The organism is Mycobacterium sp. MS1601, from assembly GCF_001984215.1.
GTDB lineage: Bacteria > Actinomycetota > Actinomycetes > Mycobacteriales > Mycobacteriaceae > Mycobacterium.
Window position 1 is genome coordinate 230,267 of sequence record NZ_CP019420.1, and the last position, 15,187, is coordinate 245,453.

Sequence of the window (15,187 nt, forward strand, 5' to 3'; positions counted from 1 at the left end):
TGCAACGAAACAGACACCGCAAACCGCCCCCTTGCATAATCGATGAACAGCGTCTGGACATCTGCAGGAGCGTCGATGCAGTCACTCATCGCACAGGAACAATTCGTGGCCTACGGGCCATCACACGTGGCCGTCCTGGCGGTGTTCGTCGTCGGCGCCGTGCTGCTGGTCTACTTCGGCCGCCGCGCGACGGCCACCCAGGCCCGCATGCTCGGCCGGCTCCTCGCGGTGCTGATCCTGGTTGTGTTCGGCGCCGCCCTGTTCTACAAACTCATCCGACCGGACATCCAGACCTCGGTGCCGTTGCAACTGTGCGACATCGCGGAACTGGTGGCGGCCTATGCGCTGTGGACACAACGGCATTGGGCCTTCGCCCTCACCTACTTCTGGGGGCTGCTGTTGAGCTCGCAGGCGCTACTCACACCGGATATCGGCACAGCGGCCGAGGGCGCACCCGACTTCCCCCACCACCTGTTCGTCACGTTTTTCGCGCTCCATGTCCTGGTGGTGTGGGCGGCCATCTTCCTGACCTGGGGCCGAGGGATGCATCCTCGCTGGAACGACTGGCGTTTCGCGGTGGTCCTGACCCTGGGCTGGGTGGCGTTCACCCTCGCGTTCAATGCGCTGGCCGGGACCAATTACGGCTACCTCAACGCCAAGCCCCCCACCGCGTCGATACTCGACCCACTCGGGCCGTGGCCGCTGTACCTGGTGATCGAGATCGTGGCGGTCACCGCGGCGTGGGCGGCGATGACCTGGCCGTGGGAGCGGGTGAGGCGTCGCCAGATGTCGCAAGCCTGATCAGTACCGGGGTGGCAATCCCACGGCTGCGGCAATCCAGTCGTAGGCGGCCAGCACCGGACCCACGACGTAGAACACCAGAACCGCCGAGCCGACGAAGTAGGCGGCGATCACCGCACCGACGATCACCTGCCCGACCGGGGTGTACAGGAACGCCGAGATGTCGAAGCCCCACGGGAAAGCGACTGGGCGGATGGAACTTCCGCCGGTTTCCGTGTTGACGGTTGCCGCCAGTCCCGTGGTGGTGGTGATCCGCGCGGTGGCGTCGTCGGTCCCCGACAACGTGACCGACGACGGCTGGCCGGCTAGCGTCAGCGTCCTACCGACCGGCAGACCCGTGCTGGTGTCGACCACCGCCACCTTGGTCCAATTCTTGTGCGTAGCAGCCTCATACACAGAAGTGGTGACCACCAGGCGGCTGCGGTCGCCGGTGAGCATGGAGGCGGTGTACCAGGAACCGGGAACGATGACGGTTTGTCCCACCTGTTCACCGGTGGCGAGGTCTTTCAACGTCACCCAGGAGGCGACGGCGCTGGTGCGCGAGTCGTAGACCGACGTGGTGATCACGACCATGGCACCGTCGTCACTGACCAGCGCGATCCCGGAGCCGGTGGTGTCACCGGGGACGGAAACCGTTGCACCCACCTGCGATCCGGAACTCGTGTTGATCCTCGCCACCGACGTGGTGGAGCCGATGGCGGATGAGTATGCGACGGCGGCGAGGATGACATGCGTGCCGTCCGCACTCACCTGCGCGGTACCCGACTCCGCACCCGTCAGAATGGTGGGCGTGCCGATCACCGCGCCGGTGGTGGTGTCCACCACCTCGGCCCTGGTGGTGAATCCGGTGTCCGAGTCCCCCTCGACTGTCGTGAGCAGGGCGCGGGTGCCGTCGGCGTTCAACGGCACCGAGGATGTCGACGATGCCGCGGGGACCCCCGGATCCGCTGCGACGACCACCTCAGCCTCGTCGACTTCACGCCGCGCGGTGGCCGCGTACACCCACCCGAGCGCAGAAGTTGCTCCGCCACCACCGTGAGCCGGAGCGGCCAATGGCTTCGGCACCGAGAGCACCGCCGTCACGGAATCCGGCTCATCTCGGTGCACAGCCGGTTCCGCAGGCGGGAGATCATCCGGCGGTGATGCCTCCACCTCGGACGCATCCTCTGTGTCGGCGTCCGCTGGCGGATCATCTGACGGTTCCTCGTCGCGCGAAGACTCCGCGACCGAGCCTCGCTCGGACAATCGCGGTCGGGTGTCGTCATCCTCGTCGGCGGGGTCCTTCGCAGTGCTGGAGCGCTCCTCCTTCGCGTCGGTCTTCGTCGCCTCGGCCCGAGCAGACTGCTTGTCGTCACTCTTCGTCGACGAGTCCTGCTGCTGGGAACTGTCTTGCGATGACGCACTGCCGGGCGAATCGTCGTCGGCCAGCGCAGTGGGCGCGCACAGCGTCAGCAGAACCCCCACACCCAGCGCGGCGGCCAAGCCACCGACGCGGCCGACACAGCACTTGTTCGTCACATCTGCCCCCTGAATCACCCGCAGGTCAATGCCATGAACAGTCTCGCGGGACATTCGCTGACCTAGTTCAGTAGCGGGCTACTGCATCCGGCCGGAGCACGGAGCAATAAAAAAGCCGCAGGTCGTTTGACCTGCGGCTTTCTCGGTGGAGCTGCCGGGAATCGAACCCGGGTCCTACGGCATTCCCTCAAGACTTCTCCGTGCGCAGTTCACTGTGTCTCTACTCGGATCTCTCAGTCACGTGAACAAGCTGAGATGACGATCCCAGTCGCTGTTTGATGTCCCCACAGGTCCCGCGACCGAACCCGTGGGTGGGTCCCTCTAGATGACGCCAGGGTCCGGGCCGAGGGCCCTCCCGGTCTGACGGATTAGCTTCGCTTAGGCAGCGAGAGCGTAATCGCGCTGATTGGAATCGGCGCTTAATTGGTTACAACGACGCTTACGGTGGTCAGTTGTCTGCACCGGCACGCTTCCCTTGATTCGATGCGCGAAGTCGAAACCGTTCAGCCCCTCGCACCCCGCTGACCTTCAGCGAGAGAATCAACTATACCGGGGACTTCAACGTGGACCAGCCCATTATTGTTCCGCGTCGAAAGTGCGCCGGTTGGCCAGCACCGGCAACTGCTGGCGCACCTCGGCGACAGCGGACACGTCCAGGTCCACGGTCAGCGTGCCCGACTCCGAACCGAGGCCGGCGAGCACCTCACCGGTCGGTGAGCAGACGATGCTGTGGCCGACCCCCAGCGGGGCACTTCCGAGGGTCTCCCCCGGATCCGCCTGGCCGCAGGCCACGATGTAGGCCGTCGAGTCCAGTGCCCGCGCCTGCGCAAGCAGTTCCCACTGCTCGGCTTTCCGAGGCCCGGCGCCCCAGGAGGCCGACACCACGATCACCTGGGCACCGCGGTCACCCAGCTTCTGGAACAGCGCGGGGAAGCGGATGTCGTAACAAGTGGCGAAGCCCACGACGGTTTCGCCGATCGTGACGGTGACCGGATCGGATCCCGGTGCGACGGTGTCGGATTCAGCAAAACCGAAGGCGTCGTAGAGGTGGATCTTGTGATAGTGGGCGTCCACGCCGGGACCGGTGATCAGAGTCGTGTTGTGCACCCGGCCGTCCTGCGACGGTGTGAACATCCCGGCCACGACCACCACGCCGTGTTTGGCGGCGACCGCACGTACCGCTGTGGCCCAGGGGCCGTCGAGCGGTTCGGCCACCTCACCCAACGGCGCTCCGAACCGGCGCATCATCGCCTCGGGGAACACCACCATCGCCGATCCAGCCGCGGCCGCGTCGGCCACCTGAGCCTCGATCAACGTGAGGTTGCGGTCGGGCTCGAGGCCGGAGTTCAACTGCGCCAGACTGATACGGAGCTTTGATGAGGTATACATTTGGTATGCAATCCCTTTCGGGTCGAGATCGAGCGTATGCGTATCTGCGTGATCAGGTGCTGAGCTCACCTGCGGCGACGGGCACGTTCCTCAACGAGCAGCAGCTGGCCACCCAGATCGGGGTGTCGCGCACCCCGGTCCGCGAGGCACTGCTGACGTTGCAAGCCGAGGGCCTGGTCGAGATGGTGCCCAAGCGCGGGGTGTATGTGCCTGCGATGTCGGGCCGGCAGATCGCCGAGTTGATGGACCTGCGCGGAGCGCTGGAGCGCCATGCCGCCTCGACCTTCCTGAAGGCGGGCACCACCCCTGTCGCCGCCATGCAGGCCACCCTCACCGACCAGGGTGCGATCTGCGCCTCCGACGACGACGGCGCCGCACAGCGATTCATCGAACTCGACACCCGGTTCCACCAGATCCTCATCGACGCCGCCGGAAGCGAACTGCTCTCGCGCACCTATGCGGGGCTGCGCGCCCGGCAGCTCCGCGTCGGATTGACCGCGTTGCTGCACGGGCACGAACGCCGCCGCGAGGTCTGTACCGAGCACCAGACGATCGTCGATGCGTTGGCCAACGGAGACGAGCAGCTGGCTCACCGGGCCATCGACGAACATCTTCAGATCACCCTGCAGATCCTGTTGCGGGCGTAGCGGTTTCGGCAATGCCGCGGTAGTGCTCCTCCTCGCTGCTGTCAGGGTTGCGCCCCAGCAGCAGACCGAGGACCGTCAGCACACCCACCACCCCGATGTAGCCGAGGATCGCCGGCCAGCCGCCGGTGGCGTCCAGCAGATAGGTGAACATCAGCGGGGCGATGGCGCCACCGAACACACCGGCAATGGTGTAGGCCAGCGACGAGCCGGTTGAGCGCAGCGGCACGCTGAACTGTTCGGTGACAAACGCTGCCTGCGGGCCGTACATGAACGAGTGGAACGCCAGACCGATCACCACACCGAGGATCAGCAGCGGGAACGATCCGGTGTCGATCAACAGGAAAAAGATCAGCGTCCAGATCACCCCGCCCACGGCGGCCACGCCGTAGACCAGGCGCCGGTTGAAGCGGTCGGAGACCGCGCCCGCCAGCGGGATGAGACCAAGCTGGAAGGCTGATCCGATCAGGATGGCAATCAGCACCTCGCTGCGCTCCATTCCCAGGTGCAGGGTGCCGTAGGTGATCGAGAAAACGGTGAACAGCGCGTACATCACGTCGGGGGCGATACGGGACAGGATCGCGGCGACGAGTGGACGGGTCTGCGTGGTGAACACGTCGCGAATGGGAGCCTCCGGACGGTCGCCGCTTTCCTGCAGCGCCTTGAACACCGGAGTGTCCTCCAGCTTGAGCCGGATCCACAGGCCGAAACCGATCAGCACCGCCGACAGCAAGAACGCCAGCCGCCAGCCCCAGTCCTCGAACTGCTCCTCGGAGAATGCGAGCGTCAGGCCGGCGAGCGCGCCGTTGGCCAGCAGATTGCCCGCGGGCGGGCCCACCTGGGCGGCCGAGGCCCAGAAGCCACGTTTTCTGGGATCGCCGTACTCGCTGGAGAGCAACACCGCACCGCCCCATTCGCCACCGACGGCGACGCCCTGGGCGAACCGCATGGCCACCAGCAGGATGGGTGCCGCCACGCCGATCGAGGCGTAGCTCGGGATGAGGCCGATCAGGAAGGTCGTGACGCCGATCAGCAGCAGGGTGATCACCAAGAGCTGTTTGCGGCCGATGATGTCGCCGAGGCGACCGAACACGAACCCACCGATGGGCCGGGCCACATAGCCCACCGCGTAGGTGGAAAACGCCAGCAGCGTGCCGGTCAGCGGATCACTGTCGGGGAAGAACACCACCGGGAACACCAGTGCCGCGGCGGCCGAGTAGACCGCGAAGTCGTACCACTCGAGCGCCGTGCCGGTGAGGCTGGCGGCGAAAGCCTTGGTCAGGCTCTTTTTATCGGCTACTTGCGCCGTCATCGAACCAATCCTCTTCGTGTGCGGGCCGCGCATCGTGCGACCTTGTGACGTACCATACTTCTCGTATACAACATGTATGCGAAGGAACGGTCAAGGCGGAAACGCAGAATTTACGAGAAGGAGCCAGCCCGATGCTGACGTTCGAACTGCCCGACGGATCCGTTGTGACGGTGCACCCCACCACGGTCTTGAACGCCGGATACGCAGGTCGCAACCAGGACGAGGTGGCCGCACACATCGCCGAACTCGCCGAGCTGGGAGTGCCCGCACCGTCGGTCATACCTGCGCTGTACCCCGTATCGCCCTACCTGGCACAACAGACCGACACCGTGCACACCCAGCACAGCCGCACCTCCGGTGAGGCCGAGTGGGCAATCGTGATCACCGACGACGAAGACGTTCTGCTCACGGTGGCCTGCGACCACACCGATCGCACCCTGGAGACCCACAGTGTGGCCTGGAGCAAGAACGCAGCCCCCGACGTGGTGGGCAAGCGCGCCTGGCGACTGACCGATATCGCCGACCGGATCGACGAGATCACCCTGAAAGCCTGGGTGGGCACCGAGGAGACTCTCATCCAATCCGGGTCGCTGGCAGACCTGCTGGGACCCGACTACTGGTTGGGCGTCCTGCGCGAGCGCGGCCTGTTCCGGCCGGGCACCGTACTGCTGTCCGGCACCATCACGATGCTGGCCGACGTGGATCAGTTCGCCGACGCCTGGAAGGTCGAACTGGCCGATCCTGCAACCGGATTCACCTCCACCTGCCAGTACCGGACAGTGCCGATGCCCGAACCCATCGGCTAGATCACGTAGGCGAGGTTCTCCACGATCTGCCGCCCGACTGCCTGATCACCCACGATCTCGACGTCGCCGGGCGAAACCCGGCCTCCGCACAGCCGGGTGAAGTGCAGTCCGTCGACGCGGATCACGGAGGTAGGCTCGGCCCCGCCGAAATCGTCGACCACCGACGCGCGGCCGTCGACCGCCACCCGGATGGAGCGGGTCAAACCACCGGTGAGCTCCAGCTCCACCCGCGCCCCGTCGGGTGCTTTACCGCGCTTGCCGATGACAAATCCCATGCTGGCAGCGATCTCGTCGAGGGCCTGGCGGGCATCCGCGCCACCCAGATCAGCCGCGGTGGCCGGGAGGTTCAACGCTTCCCGGATGTCCTGCGCGTGCATCCAGCAGTCGAAGGTGCGAATGCGCATGAACCGGCCGTAACTGTCCGGGCCGGCAGGAGTGAGGGTGGCGGCGTTCCACGCCTCGTCGGTCATGGTGGTCAACATCGTGGTGCGCTGGGCGGTGACGTCCCCGAAGCGCGCCATCATGTCCTCGGGGGTCTCGGCCGCCAGATAACGCACCCAGCACTCGTTGAGCACACCGATGTCGTTGTTGACGTGCCCCAGGGCGGCGACATCGCAATCGGCCTCCGGAGTTGGGATGCCCAGCAGCATCGACTCGGTGCCGATGACATGACTCACCACATCGTGCACCCGCCAGCCGGGCAGCGAAGTGCCGGCCTGCCAGCCCTGCGCATGCTGTCCGGCAAGTTGGCGTTCGATGGCTTCCCAGGACGCGAAAAGCCCTGCCAGAACGCCGTTTTTGTCGAGCATGGTCACCGCGCGTGTGGGGCTGGACATACCGCGATGTTAACGGCAACGCCACTGCGCCTCGCGCGGATTGCTCAGGTTCGCGTCAACCACCCGATGAGGATCGTCAGGATGGTGGCAAGCAACAGCACAACGGCTGCGGGCAGCGACACCGCCGCCAGAAGGCCGGACGCGCTGAGCACGCCCACCACCACCGCGTACACCGCCAGGCCCCCGCGCACCGCCAGCATCGGCCTGGCTCGCATCACCGACCGCAACGCGGCCCTGGGCACCGGTCGCACCACCCTCACCAGCAGCGCCACCGTGACGATGGCGGCAATCACCGTGATCACCCGCGGCGCGGCGGCCCCGGGTTGATGGCTGACGATCGCGAAATATGCGGTCACCAACACCATCAAGGTGACCCAACGCATCGGCCGAATCAGCGCCACTCCGACGTTACGACGAACATGTTCTCCCAGTTCGGGATCCATGCGCCCGGCTCCCAGAAATCCGGTCAGCGCCCGGCTCCAGTGTCCTCGGTTCAACCGGTTCACTGCGATGTTGTGCTCGGCGGAGGCGTGCTCGGGGTCCAGCCGCAGCGCCTCCTGGTAGGCCACGGTGGACTCTTCCAGCCGACCCAGCTTGTTCAGAATTCGTCCACACAGGAAATGCACCTCGGGATCTGCACTGCCACCACGCAGCGCCTCGACCGCTGCGGTGTAGGCCTGCAGAAAATGGCCGGCATTCAACAGCAGCATTCCGTAGGTGTAGTGCGTCAGGTAGTTGTGCGAATCGGCCAGCACCGCGCGGTAGGCCAGCGTGAGTGCGTCGTGCCGTTGCCCCAGTTGGTCGAGTGCCAGAGCGTAGACCCGCATCGCGTACACATGCCCGGGGTCGACAGACAACGCGGCAAAGGCGCTGGACGCGGCGGCCTCCGGGTTGTCCAGACCCAGTTGCGCCCTCGCCATCTCCACCAGCAGCGCCGCGCTGTCCGGGTTCTGCTGCAACGCCGTTCCGAGAATGTCGGCAGCTTGACGGTATTGACGACCGTCGGAGTACATCCGGGCGATGCCGACCGTCTGCTCGACTGACGTCAACGAAACTTCCTGCGGCGCAGGTACTTCGCCAGATCGTCGTAGGCGCCGTCCCGGTTGCCGAACTCGACTACGTTGCGGGCCACGTCGAACCAGGGGCCCGTGCTCGGTCTGATCTGGGCGAGCGCGGCGTCGATGTCTTTCATGGTGACCGGCCGGATGTTGCCGCTGCGCAGCGAGTCGGCCATAGCCAACTGGGTGGCCGACTCGCAGATGTGAGCCAGGTCGGCACCCGAGAATCCGTCGGTGCGAGCAGCGATCTTGGCCAGATCGATTCCGGCGATGGGACGGTCGCGCAGGTTGGTCCGCACGATGGCCTCTCTGGCGGCGGCATCGGGCAGACCCACGAAGATCATCCGGTCGAAACGGCCGGGCCGCCGCAGCGCCGAGTCGACGTCCCAGGGCATGTTGGTGGCGCCAAGGACATACACCCCGTCGTTGTCAGAGGTCGCCGAATCCATCTCGGCCAGAAGGGTGTTCACCAGCACTCGCAGTGTCGCGTTGTTGTTGACGGCGTTGCGGCGCTGGCCCAGCGCGTCGACCTCGTCGAAGAACAGCACGCACGGCGTATTGCGCCTGGCGGTCTCGAAGATCTCGTGCAGCGCACGTTCACTGTCACCGAACCAGTGCTGCATCACATCGGTGATGCCCACGGCAAGGAAGTTCGCGCCCAGCTCACCCGACACAGCCTTGGCCACGTAGGTCTTGCCGCATCCGGGTGGCCCGTAGAGGAGCAGCCCGCCGCGGGCGGACACCTTGTACGCCTTCATCATCTCGGGGTTGCGGATGGGGCCCAGCAGGGCGAGTTCGAGTTGGGCTTTGACCTCAGGCATGCCCGCCACGTCCTCGAGCCGCAGAGAGCTGCGCTGCACCGCGTCGTAGTCGTCCTCGTCCAGCGGCGACGAGAACTCGGTGGAGTCGACGAACGCGGGACCGATGATGTCGGCCACCTCTTCCTCGGCCGCCGTCCAGTTGAACTCGGGCTCAGCTGCGGGGCCGGTCAGCGCAGCGCTACAGCGCTGTAAAAGGGCAAGCGCGGCGGCGTTGCCCGCGCTCTGCGTCAGCGCCGTGCTGCAGTGGCCCAGCGCTTCGGTTGCACGGCCGGCCTCCAACAGCAGTTCGGCGAGATGCAGCCGCAGCTCCAGAACCTGGGGACTGCGCTCGACGGCCGCCGTGAGTTCTGAGATCAACGCGTCCTGCGCCACGCGCCAACCCTACCCGGCGGCGATCATGGCCACCGCCGCCAATGCCAGCACCATGCCGACCACCTGGCGCCAGGTCACCCGCTCACGCAGCACCACGATGGCCAACAACACCGTCGCCGCGGGGTACAGCGAAATCAGCACACCCGCCAGCGACAGCAGCGACGAATGCAGTGCCAACAGCATCGCCACATTGGCCACGGTGTCCAGCATCGCGGCCAGCAGCGCCAGTTTCAGCGGAACACCTCTGGGCAGCAGCAGGTTTCGGGTCAGCACCGCGAACACCACCACCAGGACGGTCGCGGAGATCCTGGCGAACACCAGCGGCCACAGTCCCGCCTGGACCGGGGCCTGATCGATCAGCACGAAGTTCAGCCCGAACGCCAGTCCCGATCCCACGGTCAACCACGCGACGGTTCTGGTGAACGGTCGGGCCGCCCCTGGGTCGCCGGCATCGCGGCTGACCAGGAACACGGCCGCCACCGCCACGACAATGCCGATGCCTGCCACGACAGCCGGCCGCTCCCCCAGGCTCAGGCCCACCGCGACCGGCACACCGGCCACCAGGATGGCCGTCAGCGGCGACACCACCGAAATAGGACCTGCGCCCAGCGCGGCGTAGAACCACCACACCCCGAGCGCCTGACTCACACCGCACAGCGCGCCCCAGAACACCGCGTCCGAGGTCACCTGCCCGCCGACCACAGTGGCTGTGATTGCCAACAGCACCATGGCCACCGGGTAGGAGACCAGAACGATGCGCAGCGCGGCCACCCGCCGGGAGGCCACTCCGCCGACAAAATCACTGATTCCGTAGGCCAGTGCAGACACCAGCGCGTAGAGCAGACCGGTCAGCGCATGCCCTTGGCGCGACGCCCTAGCTCACGGGTGATCTCACGGTCGGCGTCCCGCTTGGCCATGTCCTGGCGTTTGTCGTGGGCCTGCTTACCGCGGGCCAGCGCCAATTCGACCTTGACCTTGCCGTCCAGGAAATAGATCGACAGCGGAACCAGGGTGAGGTTGCCGTCGCGGATCTTGCCCGTCAAGTTGTCGATCTCGCCGCGGTGCAGCAGCAGCTTGCGGTTGCGCCGCGTGGCGTGGTTGGTCCAGGTGCCCAGGTGATACTCCGGGATGTGGAGGTTGCGCAGCCAGACCTCTCCGTCGTCGACCGTGGCGAACGCATCGGCCAGGGAGGCCTGGCCTTCCCGCAGACTCTTCACCTCGGTGCCCTGCAGCACCACACCGCACTCGAAGGTGTCCAGGATCGTGTAATTGTGTCGAGCTTTGCGGTTGGTCGCCACGACCTGGTTGTTGCGTTTGTCGACGATCTTCTTCGCCGCGCCTGTTTTGGCCATTGATTACCTACGTACGTAGAGGCGCAACGTTGCATACGCCGTTGCTCCTGACATCAGCACACCCAGACCGAACAGTATCGGGGAGATGTAGAGGATGTCGGCGTAGTCGATGCGCGCGATGAGATTGGCTTGGTAGAACTGGTCGAGTGCGTTCTCCAGGAACAACGCCCGCACCGTGATCAATCCCAGGACGGCGATGATCACACCTAGAGTGGCGGCGATCACCGCCTCCAGCAGGAACGGCAGCTGCGTGTACCACCGGCTGGCACCAACCAGACGCATGATCCCGATCTCGGTTCTTCGGGTGTAGGCGGCGACCTGCACCATGTTGGCGATCAGCAGTACGGCGCCGACGGCCTGCACGAGCGCAACGGCGAACGCCGCGCTGGAAATCCCGTCGAGCACCGCGAACAGCCGATCGATCAGCTCCTTCTGGTTGAGCACACTGCGCACACCCGGCTGGCCCACCATGGCCGCGTCGAAGTCGGCATGTTGTTCGGGGTCGTCGAGCTTGACGATGAACGACGCCGGGAACGCGTCCTTACTGGCGACGTCGCGGTACTGCGGTACCCGGCGCACCGCGTCCTCGTAGGCGTCCTCACGGTTGAGGAACCGCACCGAGCTCACGTCATCGCGGGACTCGATCGCCTGGCGCAGCCCCTGGCACTGCGGTGTGTCGCAGGTCAGGTCATTGGCGGAGATGTCATCGGTGAGGAACACCTGGGTCTCGACGCGGTCGAGGTAGATGTCACGGGACTGGTCGGCCAGTCGCAGCACCAGCAGGCCGCCGCCGAACAGGCCGATCGAGATGGCCGTGGTGAGGATCATCGCGATCGTCATGGTGACGTTGCGACGAAGCCCGGTGACGACCTCGTTGATCAGGAAGCCAAAGCGCACTTAACGATCCATTCCGTAAACGCCGCGCTGCTCGTCGCGGACCAGGCGGCCCAGCGACAGCTCGACCACACGCTGGCGCATCGAGTCGACGATGTGGTGGTCATGGGTGGCCATCAGCACCGTGGTCCCGGTGCGGTTGATCCGCTCGAGCAGATCCATGATGTCTTTGCTGGTATCCGGGTCCAGGTTTCCGGTGGGCTCGTCGGCCAACAGCACCAGCGGCCGGTTGACGAAGGCACGGGCGATCGCGACACGCTGTTGCTCACCGCCGGACAGCTCGGCCGGCAGCCGATTGGCCTTGCCGGACAGCCCCACCATCTCCAGCACGTCGGGGACGACGCGGTTGATGGTGTCGGGTTTCTTGCCGATGACTTCCAATGCGAAAGCCACGTTCTCGAACACCGTCTTCTGCTGCAGCAACCGGAAGTCCTGGAACACGCAGCCGAGCACCTGCCGCAGACTCGGGACGTGCCGGCCCGCCAGCTTGTTGACGTGGAATTTCGACACTCGGATGTCGCCGGAGCTGGGGTGTTCCTCGGCCAGCAGCAGCCGCATGAAGGTGGATTTGCCTGAGCCTGACGGGCCGATCAGGAAGACGAACTCACCCTTGTCGATCTTGACGCTGACGTTGTCCAACGCAGGGCGCGCCGACTGCTTGTACTGCTTCGTCACGTTGTCGAGGGTGATCATCACGGCACGCCAGTGTAGCGGTGCAACCTCAGCAAACCCGGGACGCCTTACGGGTTCACCGGCGGCACCGTGGGAACAAATCCCGGTGGCGACGACGGAGGCTCGGGGGTGGGCGACGGCTGGAACGGATTGAAGGGGTTGAAAGGTTCCGGCGGCGGTGTTGTCGTAGTCGGACTCGTCGGGGTGGTGGTGACCGGCTCCGACGTCGTGGTGGGTGGTTCGGTCGTCGTCGGGGTCGTCGTCGTTGTCGTGGTGCGCGGCGCCGTCGTGGTCGGGTACTGGCGCACCGAGGTCCTCGGCACCCACGTGTACTCGGGATCGGGCACAAATCCCGGCGGCACGATCTGCTGCGCGGGAGCAGGCTCGGGAGGCGGCGGCTGGTAGGTCTCGTAGAGCCAGGTCGTCACGAAGAACGCGATGACCAGACCCACTGTCGAGGTCCGCATCCTGCCGCCGAGGATGTAACCGGGCCAGCCACGGCTGTCGTCTTTTTTGCGCAGGGTCAGTTTCATCGCTGGCCCGCCGGTCCCTGCGTTTCCTCTTCGGCGCCGCCTGAGGTCGCCGGATGCACTATGGCACCGACCATCGGCATGGACTCCGACGGTGTGGCGATGCCGGCCCGGTTGAACGCCGCCACCACCAGCAGACGCAGACGCCGGCCCACCTCGAACTGTTTACCGGGCAGAGTCCGGGCGACGATGCGCATGTTCACGGTGTCCAGTTCGATGCTCTCGACACCCATCAACTGGGGGGCGTCCAGTAGCAACTCGCGCATCTCGGGATCGTCCATGGCGTTCTCGCAGACGGCGTGCAGCAGTTCGTTGACCTTGTTCAGGTCGGCGCTGGCCGGCACCGGCACGTCGACCACGGCGCGGGCCCAGTCCTTGGACAGGTTCAGTGACTTCATGATCTGCCCGTTGGGGATGGTGAAGACCTCGCCGTCACTGGTACGCAATTTGGTCACGCGCAGGGTGACGTCCTCGACGGTGCCCGTCGCGTCGTTGGACGAACCAAGGGTGAGCGTCACCAGGTCACCGAAGCCGTACTGCTTCTCGGTGATGATGAAGAACCCCGACAACAGGTCCTGCACTATGCGCTGGGCGCCGAAACCCAGCGCGGCACCGATCACCGCGGCCGGGGCCACCAGGGAGCCGATCGGGATGGCCAGGATGGACGTGATCTGGACCAGCACCACCACGAAGACCAGCGCGATGGTGACCCACGAGATGACCGACGCGACCGCCTGCCGGTGTTTGGCCGTCTCGCTGCGGACCAACGCGTCGCTCTCCTGGAAGTCGGCGTCGATGCGTCGGGTGACCTTCTGGGCAGACCAGTTGACGAACCGGGCGATCAGTATCGCCAACAGGACAAGCATCAGGATGCGCAGACCGCGGTCGCGAATCCAGACGCCGATCTCGCCGGTCCAGAAGCTGTGCCACCCCCCTGCCCAGTTCAGGGCCAGGAAGGCGCTACTGCTCGTCATCTTTTCGGTTACGCCAGCGGATTCCCGCCTCGAGGAAGCCGTCGATGTCACCGTCGAGCACCGCGGTGGGGTTGCCCACCTCGTACTCGTTACGCAGGTCCTTGACCATCTGGTACGGATGCAGCACGTAGGACCGCATCTGATTGCCCCATGAGCTGCCGCCGTCGCCCTTGAGGGCATCCATCTCGGCGCGCTCCTCCAGGCGTTTGCGTTCCAGCAGCTTGGCCTGCAGCACGCGCATGGCCGACACCTTGTTCTGCAGCTGGGACTTCTCGTTCTGGCAGGTGACCACGATGCCGGTCGGGATGTGGGTCAGGCGCACCGCGGAGTCGGTGGTGTTCACCGACTGCCCGCCCGGGCCGCTGGAGCGGTAGACGTCGACGCGCAGATCACCTTCGGGATGTCGATGTGATCGGTGGTCTCGACCACCGGCAGCACCTCGACATCGGCGAACGACGTCTGGCGCCGGCTCTGGTTGTCGAACGGGCTGATGCGGACCAGCCGGTGGGTGCCCTGCTCCACCGAGAGCGTGCCGTAGGCGTAAGGCGCGTGTACCGCGAAGGTCGCACTCTTGATGCCGGCTTCTTCGGCGTAGGAGGTGTCGAACACCTCGACCCCGTAATTGTGTTTCTCGGCCCAGCGGATGTACATCCGCATCAGCATCTCGGCCCAGTCGGCGGCGTCGACTCCGCCGGCGCCGGACCGGATGGTGACCACGGCTTCACGCTGGTCGTACTCACCGGACAGCAGTGTGCGGACCTCCATGGCCTCGATGTCCTCGCGCAGCTTGGCCAGTTCGGCGTCGGCTTCGGCGAGCTCGTCGGCGCCACCCTCCTCGGCGGCCAGTTCGTACAGCACCGGAAGATCGTCGACGCGCTGACGCAGTTCCTCCACACGACGCAATTCCGACTGGGCGTGGGACAGCTCGCTGGTCACCTTTTGGGCCCGCGACTGGTCGTCCCAGAGATTGGGGTCGGAGGCCTCGTGCTCGAGTTTTTCGATCCGGCCGCGCAATGCCTCGACGTCGAGCACCCGTTCCACCGTGGTCAAGGTGGTGTCCAGTGCAGTGATTTGGTCTTGCCGGTCGAGGTCCACGACTGTCCAGGTTACCGGCGCGCGCGATCGCCGTGACTACCGGCGGCTCACGGTCGTGACGATTACCATCGGTTTCGTAACCAACTCCGCCTACCGCGCGACCGACACAGCCC

At 65.6% G+C, this 15,187-nt stretch carries 16 protein-coding genes and 1 other RNA gene; 3 read left to right on the forward strand and 14 right to left on the reverse strand.

Translation table 11 applies throughout. From position 1 onward, the window contains the following. Positions 1-75: 75 nt before the first annotated feature. Positions 76-801, forward strand: a complete 726-nt coding sequence (locus BVC93_RS01110) for a YwaF family protein (RefSeq protein ID WP_083735555.1) — start codon at positions 76-78, stop codon at positions 799-801. Here the strand turns inward: BVC93_RS01110 and BVC93_RS01115 are convergent, their stop codons facing one another. The 3 genes from BVC93_RS01115 to BVC93_RS01125 all read right to left on the reverse strand — a co-directional run bounded on the left by BVC93_RS01115 (position 802) and on the right by BVC93_RS01125 (position 3,708). After that, positions 802-2,319, reverse strand: a complete 1,518-nt coding sequence (locus BVC93_RS01115; RefSeq protein ID WP_157516719.1) for a hypothetical protein — start codon at positions 2,317-2,319, stop codon at positions 802-804. 143 nt (positions 2,320-2,462) lie between these two features. Continuing rightward, positions 2,463-2,830: a transfer-messenger RNA gene (ssrA, locus tag BVC93_RS01120) on the reverse strand. Positions 2,831-2,895: 65 nt separating this feature from the next. Beyond that, positions 2,896-3,708 carry a carbon-nitrogen hydrolase family protein gene (locus BVC93_RS01125; RefSeq protein WP_083735557.1) on the reverse strand — a complete coding sequence of 271 codons (813 nt, stop codon included), beginning with the start codon at positions 3,706-3,708 and terminating at the stop codon, positions 2,896-2,898. Between the two features lie 5 nt (positions 3,709-3,713). Between BVC93_RS01125 and BVC93_RS01130 the strand changes: the two genes are divergently transcribed. Next, positions 3,714-4,355, forward strand: coding sequence for a GntR family transcriptional regulator (locus BVC93_RS01130; protein ID WP_083735558.1), 642 nt, complete (start codon positions 3,714-3,716; stop codon positions 4,353-4,355). Here the strand turns inward: BVC93_RS01130 and BVC93_RS01135 are convergent. Further along, the gene (locus BVC93_RS01135; RefSeq protein ID WP_083735559.1) at positions 4,327-5,664 is read right to left on the reverse strand and encodes an MFS transporter; all 1,338 of its coding nucleotides are present in this window, start codon (positions 5,662-5,664) and stop codon (positions 4,327-4,329) included. The two genes, BVC93_RS01130 and BVC93_RS01135, sit on opposite strands and share 29 nt — an antisense overlap. A 131-nt stretch (positions 5,665-5,795) precedes the next feature. Here BVC93_RS01135 and BVC93_RS01140 point away from each other — a divergent pair, with 131 nt between their 5' ends. Further along, positions 5,796-6,470 carry a DUF2848 domain-containing protein gene (locus BVC93_RS01140; RefSeq protein WP_083735560.1) on the forward strand — a complete coding sequence of 225 codons (675 nt, stop codon included), beginning with the start codon at positions 5,796-5,798 and terminating at the stop codon, positions 6,468-6,470. Here the strand turns inward: BVC93_RS01140 and BVC93_RS01145 are convergent. The 10 genes from BVC93_RS01145 to prfB form a co-directional block, all read right to left on the reverse strand. After that, positions 6,467-7,306, reverse strand: a complete 840-nt coding sequence (locus BVC93_RS01145; protein ID WP_083735561.1) for a maleylpyruvate isomerase family mycothiol-dependent enzyme — start codon at positions 7,304-7,306, stop codon at positions 6,467-6,469. The genes BVC93_RS01140 and BVC93_RS01145 overlap by 4 nt on opposite strands. Before the next feature lie 44 nt (positions 7,307-7,350). Next, positions 7,351-8,355: a tetratricopeptide repeat protein gene (locus BVC93_RS01150; protein WP_157516720.1), complete on the reverse strand. Its 1,005-nt coding sequence runs from the start codon at positions 8,353-8,355 to the stop codon at positions 7,351-7,353. After that, positions 8,352-9,557, reverse strand: a complete 1,206-nt coding sequence (locus tag BVC93_RS01155) for an ATP-binding protein (RefSeq protein ID WP_083735563.1) — start codon at positions 9,555-9,557, stop codon at positions 8,352-8,354. Before BVC93_RS01155 ends, BVC93_RS01150 begins: the two co-directional genes overlap by 4 nt. A 9-nt stretch (positions 9,558-9,566) precedes the next feature. Then, positions 9,567-10,385: an EamA family transporter gene (locus BVC93_RS01160; RefSeq protein ID WP_236950200.1), complete on the reverse strand. Its 819-nt coding sequence runs from the start codon at positions 10,383-10,385 to the stop codon at positions 9,567-9,569. A gap of 20 nt (positions 10,386-10,405) precedes the next feature. Then, positions 10,406-10,909, reverse strand: a complete 504-nt coding sequence (gene smpB, locus BVC93_RS01165; protein WP_083735565.1) for an SsrA-binding protein SmpB — start codon at positions 10,907-10,909, stop codon at positions 10,406-10,408. A 3-nt stretch (positions 10,910-10,912) separates the two neighbouring features. Further along, positions 10,913-11,806 (reverse strand): permease-like cell division protein FtsX, encoded by an 894-nt coding sequence (gene ftsX / locus BVC93_RS01170; RefSeq protein ID WP_083735566.1) that lies wholly within the window; start codon positions 11,804-11,806, stop codon positions 10,913-10,915. Continuing rightward, positions 11,807-12,496 carry a cell division ATP-binding protein FtsE gene (ftsE, locus tag BVC93_RS01175; protein ID WP_083735567.1) on the reverse strand — a complete coding sequence of 230 codons (690 nt, stop codon included), beginning with the start codon at positions 12,494-12,496 and terminating at the stop codon, positions 11,807-11,809. A gap of 47 nt (positions 12,497-12,543) precedes the next feature. Then, entirely contained in the window at positions 12,544-13,008 is a 465-nt protein-coding gene (locus BVC93_RS01180) for a hypothetical protein (RefSeq protein WP_083735568.1), read from the reverse strand. Then, the gene (locus BVC93_RS01185; RefSeq protein ID WP_083735569.1) at positions 13,005-13,979 is read right to left on the reverse strand and encodes a mechanosensitive ion channel family protein; all 975 of its coding nucleotides are present in this window, start codon (positions 13,977-13,979) and stop codon (positions 13,005-13,007) included. The genes BVC93_RS01180 and BVC93_RS01185 overlap by 4 nt, the downstream gene beginning before the upstream one ends. Next, positions 13,966-15,074 (reverse strand): peptide chain release factor 2 gene (prfB, locus tag BVC93_RS01190; RefSeq protein WP_157516721.1). Its coding sequence is split into 2 segments (ribosomal slippage): positions 13,966-14,381 and positions 14,381-15,074, totalling 1,110 coding nucleotides; the frame shifts between segments, so codons are not numbered across the junction. Before prfB ends, BVC93_RS01185 begins: the two co-directional genes overlap by 14 nt. Positions 15,075-15,187 lie beyond the last annotated feature (113 nt).

Bases quoted from the DNA above. Each gene is read 5' to 3' on its own strand.
- BVC93_RS01110 (WP_083735555.1), top strand. From the start codon at position 76: ATGCAGTCACTCATCGCACAGGAACAATTCGTGGCCTACGGGCCATCA.
- BVC93_RS01125 (WP_083735557.1), bottom strand. From the start codon at position 3,708: ATGTATACCTCATCAAAGCTCCGTATCAGTCTGGCGCAGTTGAACTCC.
- BVC93_RS01130 (WP_083735558.1), top strand. From the start codon at position 3,714: ATGCAATCCCTTTCGGGTCGAGATCGAGCGTATGCGTATCTGCGTGAT.
- BVC93_RS01135 (WP_083735559.1), bottom strand. From the start codon at position 5,664: ATGACGGCGCAAGTAGCCGATAAAAAGAGCCTGACCAAGGCTTTCGCC.
- BVC93_RS01140 (WP_083735560.1), top strand. From the start codon at position 5,796: ATGCTGACGTTCGAACTGCCCGACGGATCCGTTGTGACGGTGCACCCC.
- BVC93_RS01145 (WP_083735561.1), bottom strand. From the start codon at position 7,306: ATGTCCAGCCCCACACGCGCGGTGACCATGCTCGACAAAAACGGCGTT.
- smpB (WP_083735565.1), bottom strand. From the start codon at position 10,909: ATGGCCAAAACAGGCGCGGCGAAGAAGATCGTCGACAAACGCAACAAC.
- ftsE (WP_083735567.1), bottom strand. From the start codon at position 12,496: ATGATCACCCTCGACAACGTGACGAAGCAGTACAAGCAGTCGGCGCGC.
- BVC93_RS01180 (WP_083735568.1), bottom strand. From the start codon at position 13,008: ATGAAACTGACCCTGCGCAAAAAAGACGACAGCCGTGGCTGGCCCGGT.
- BVC93_RS01185 (WP_083735569.1), bottom strand. From the start codon at position 13,979: ATGACGAGCAGTAGCGCCTTCCTGGCCCTGAACTGGGCAGGGGGGTGG.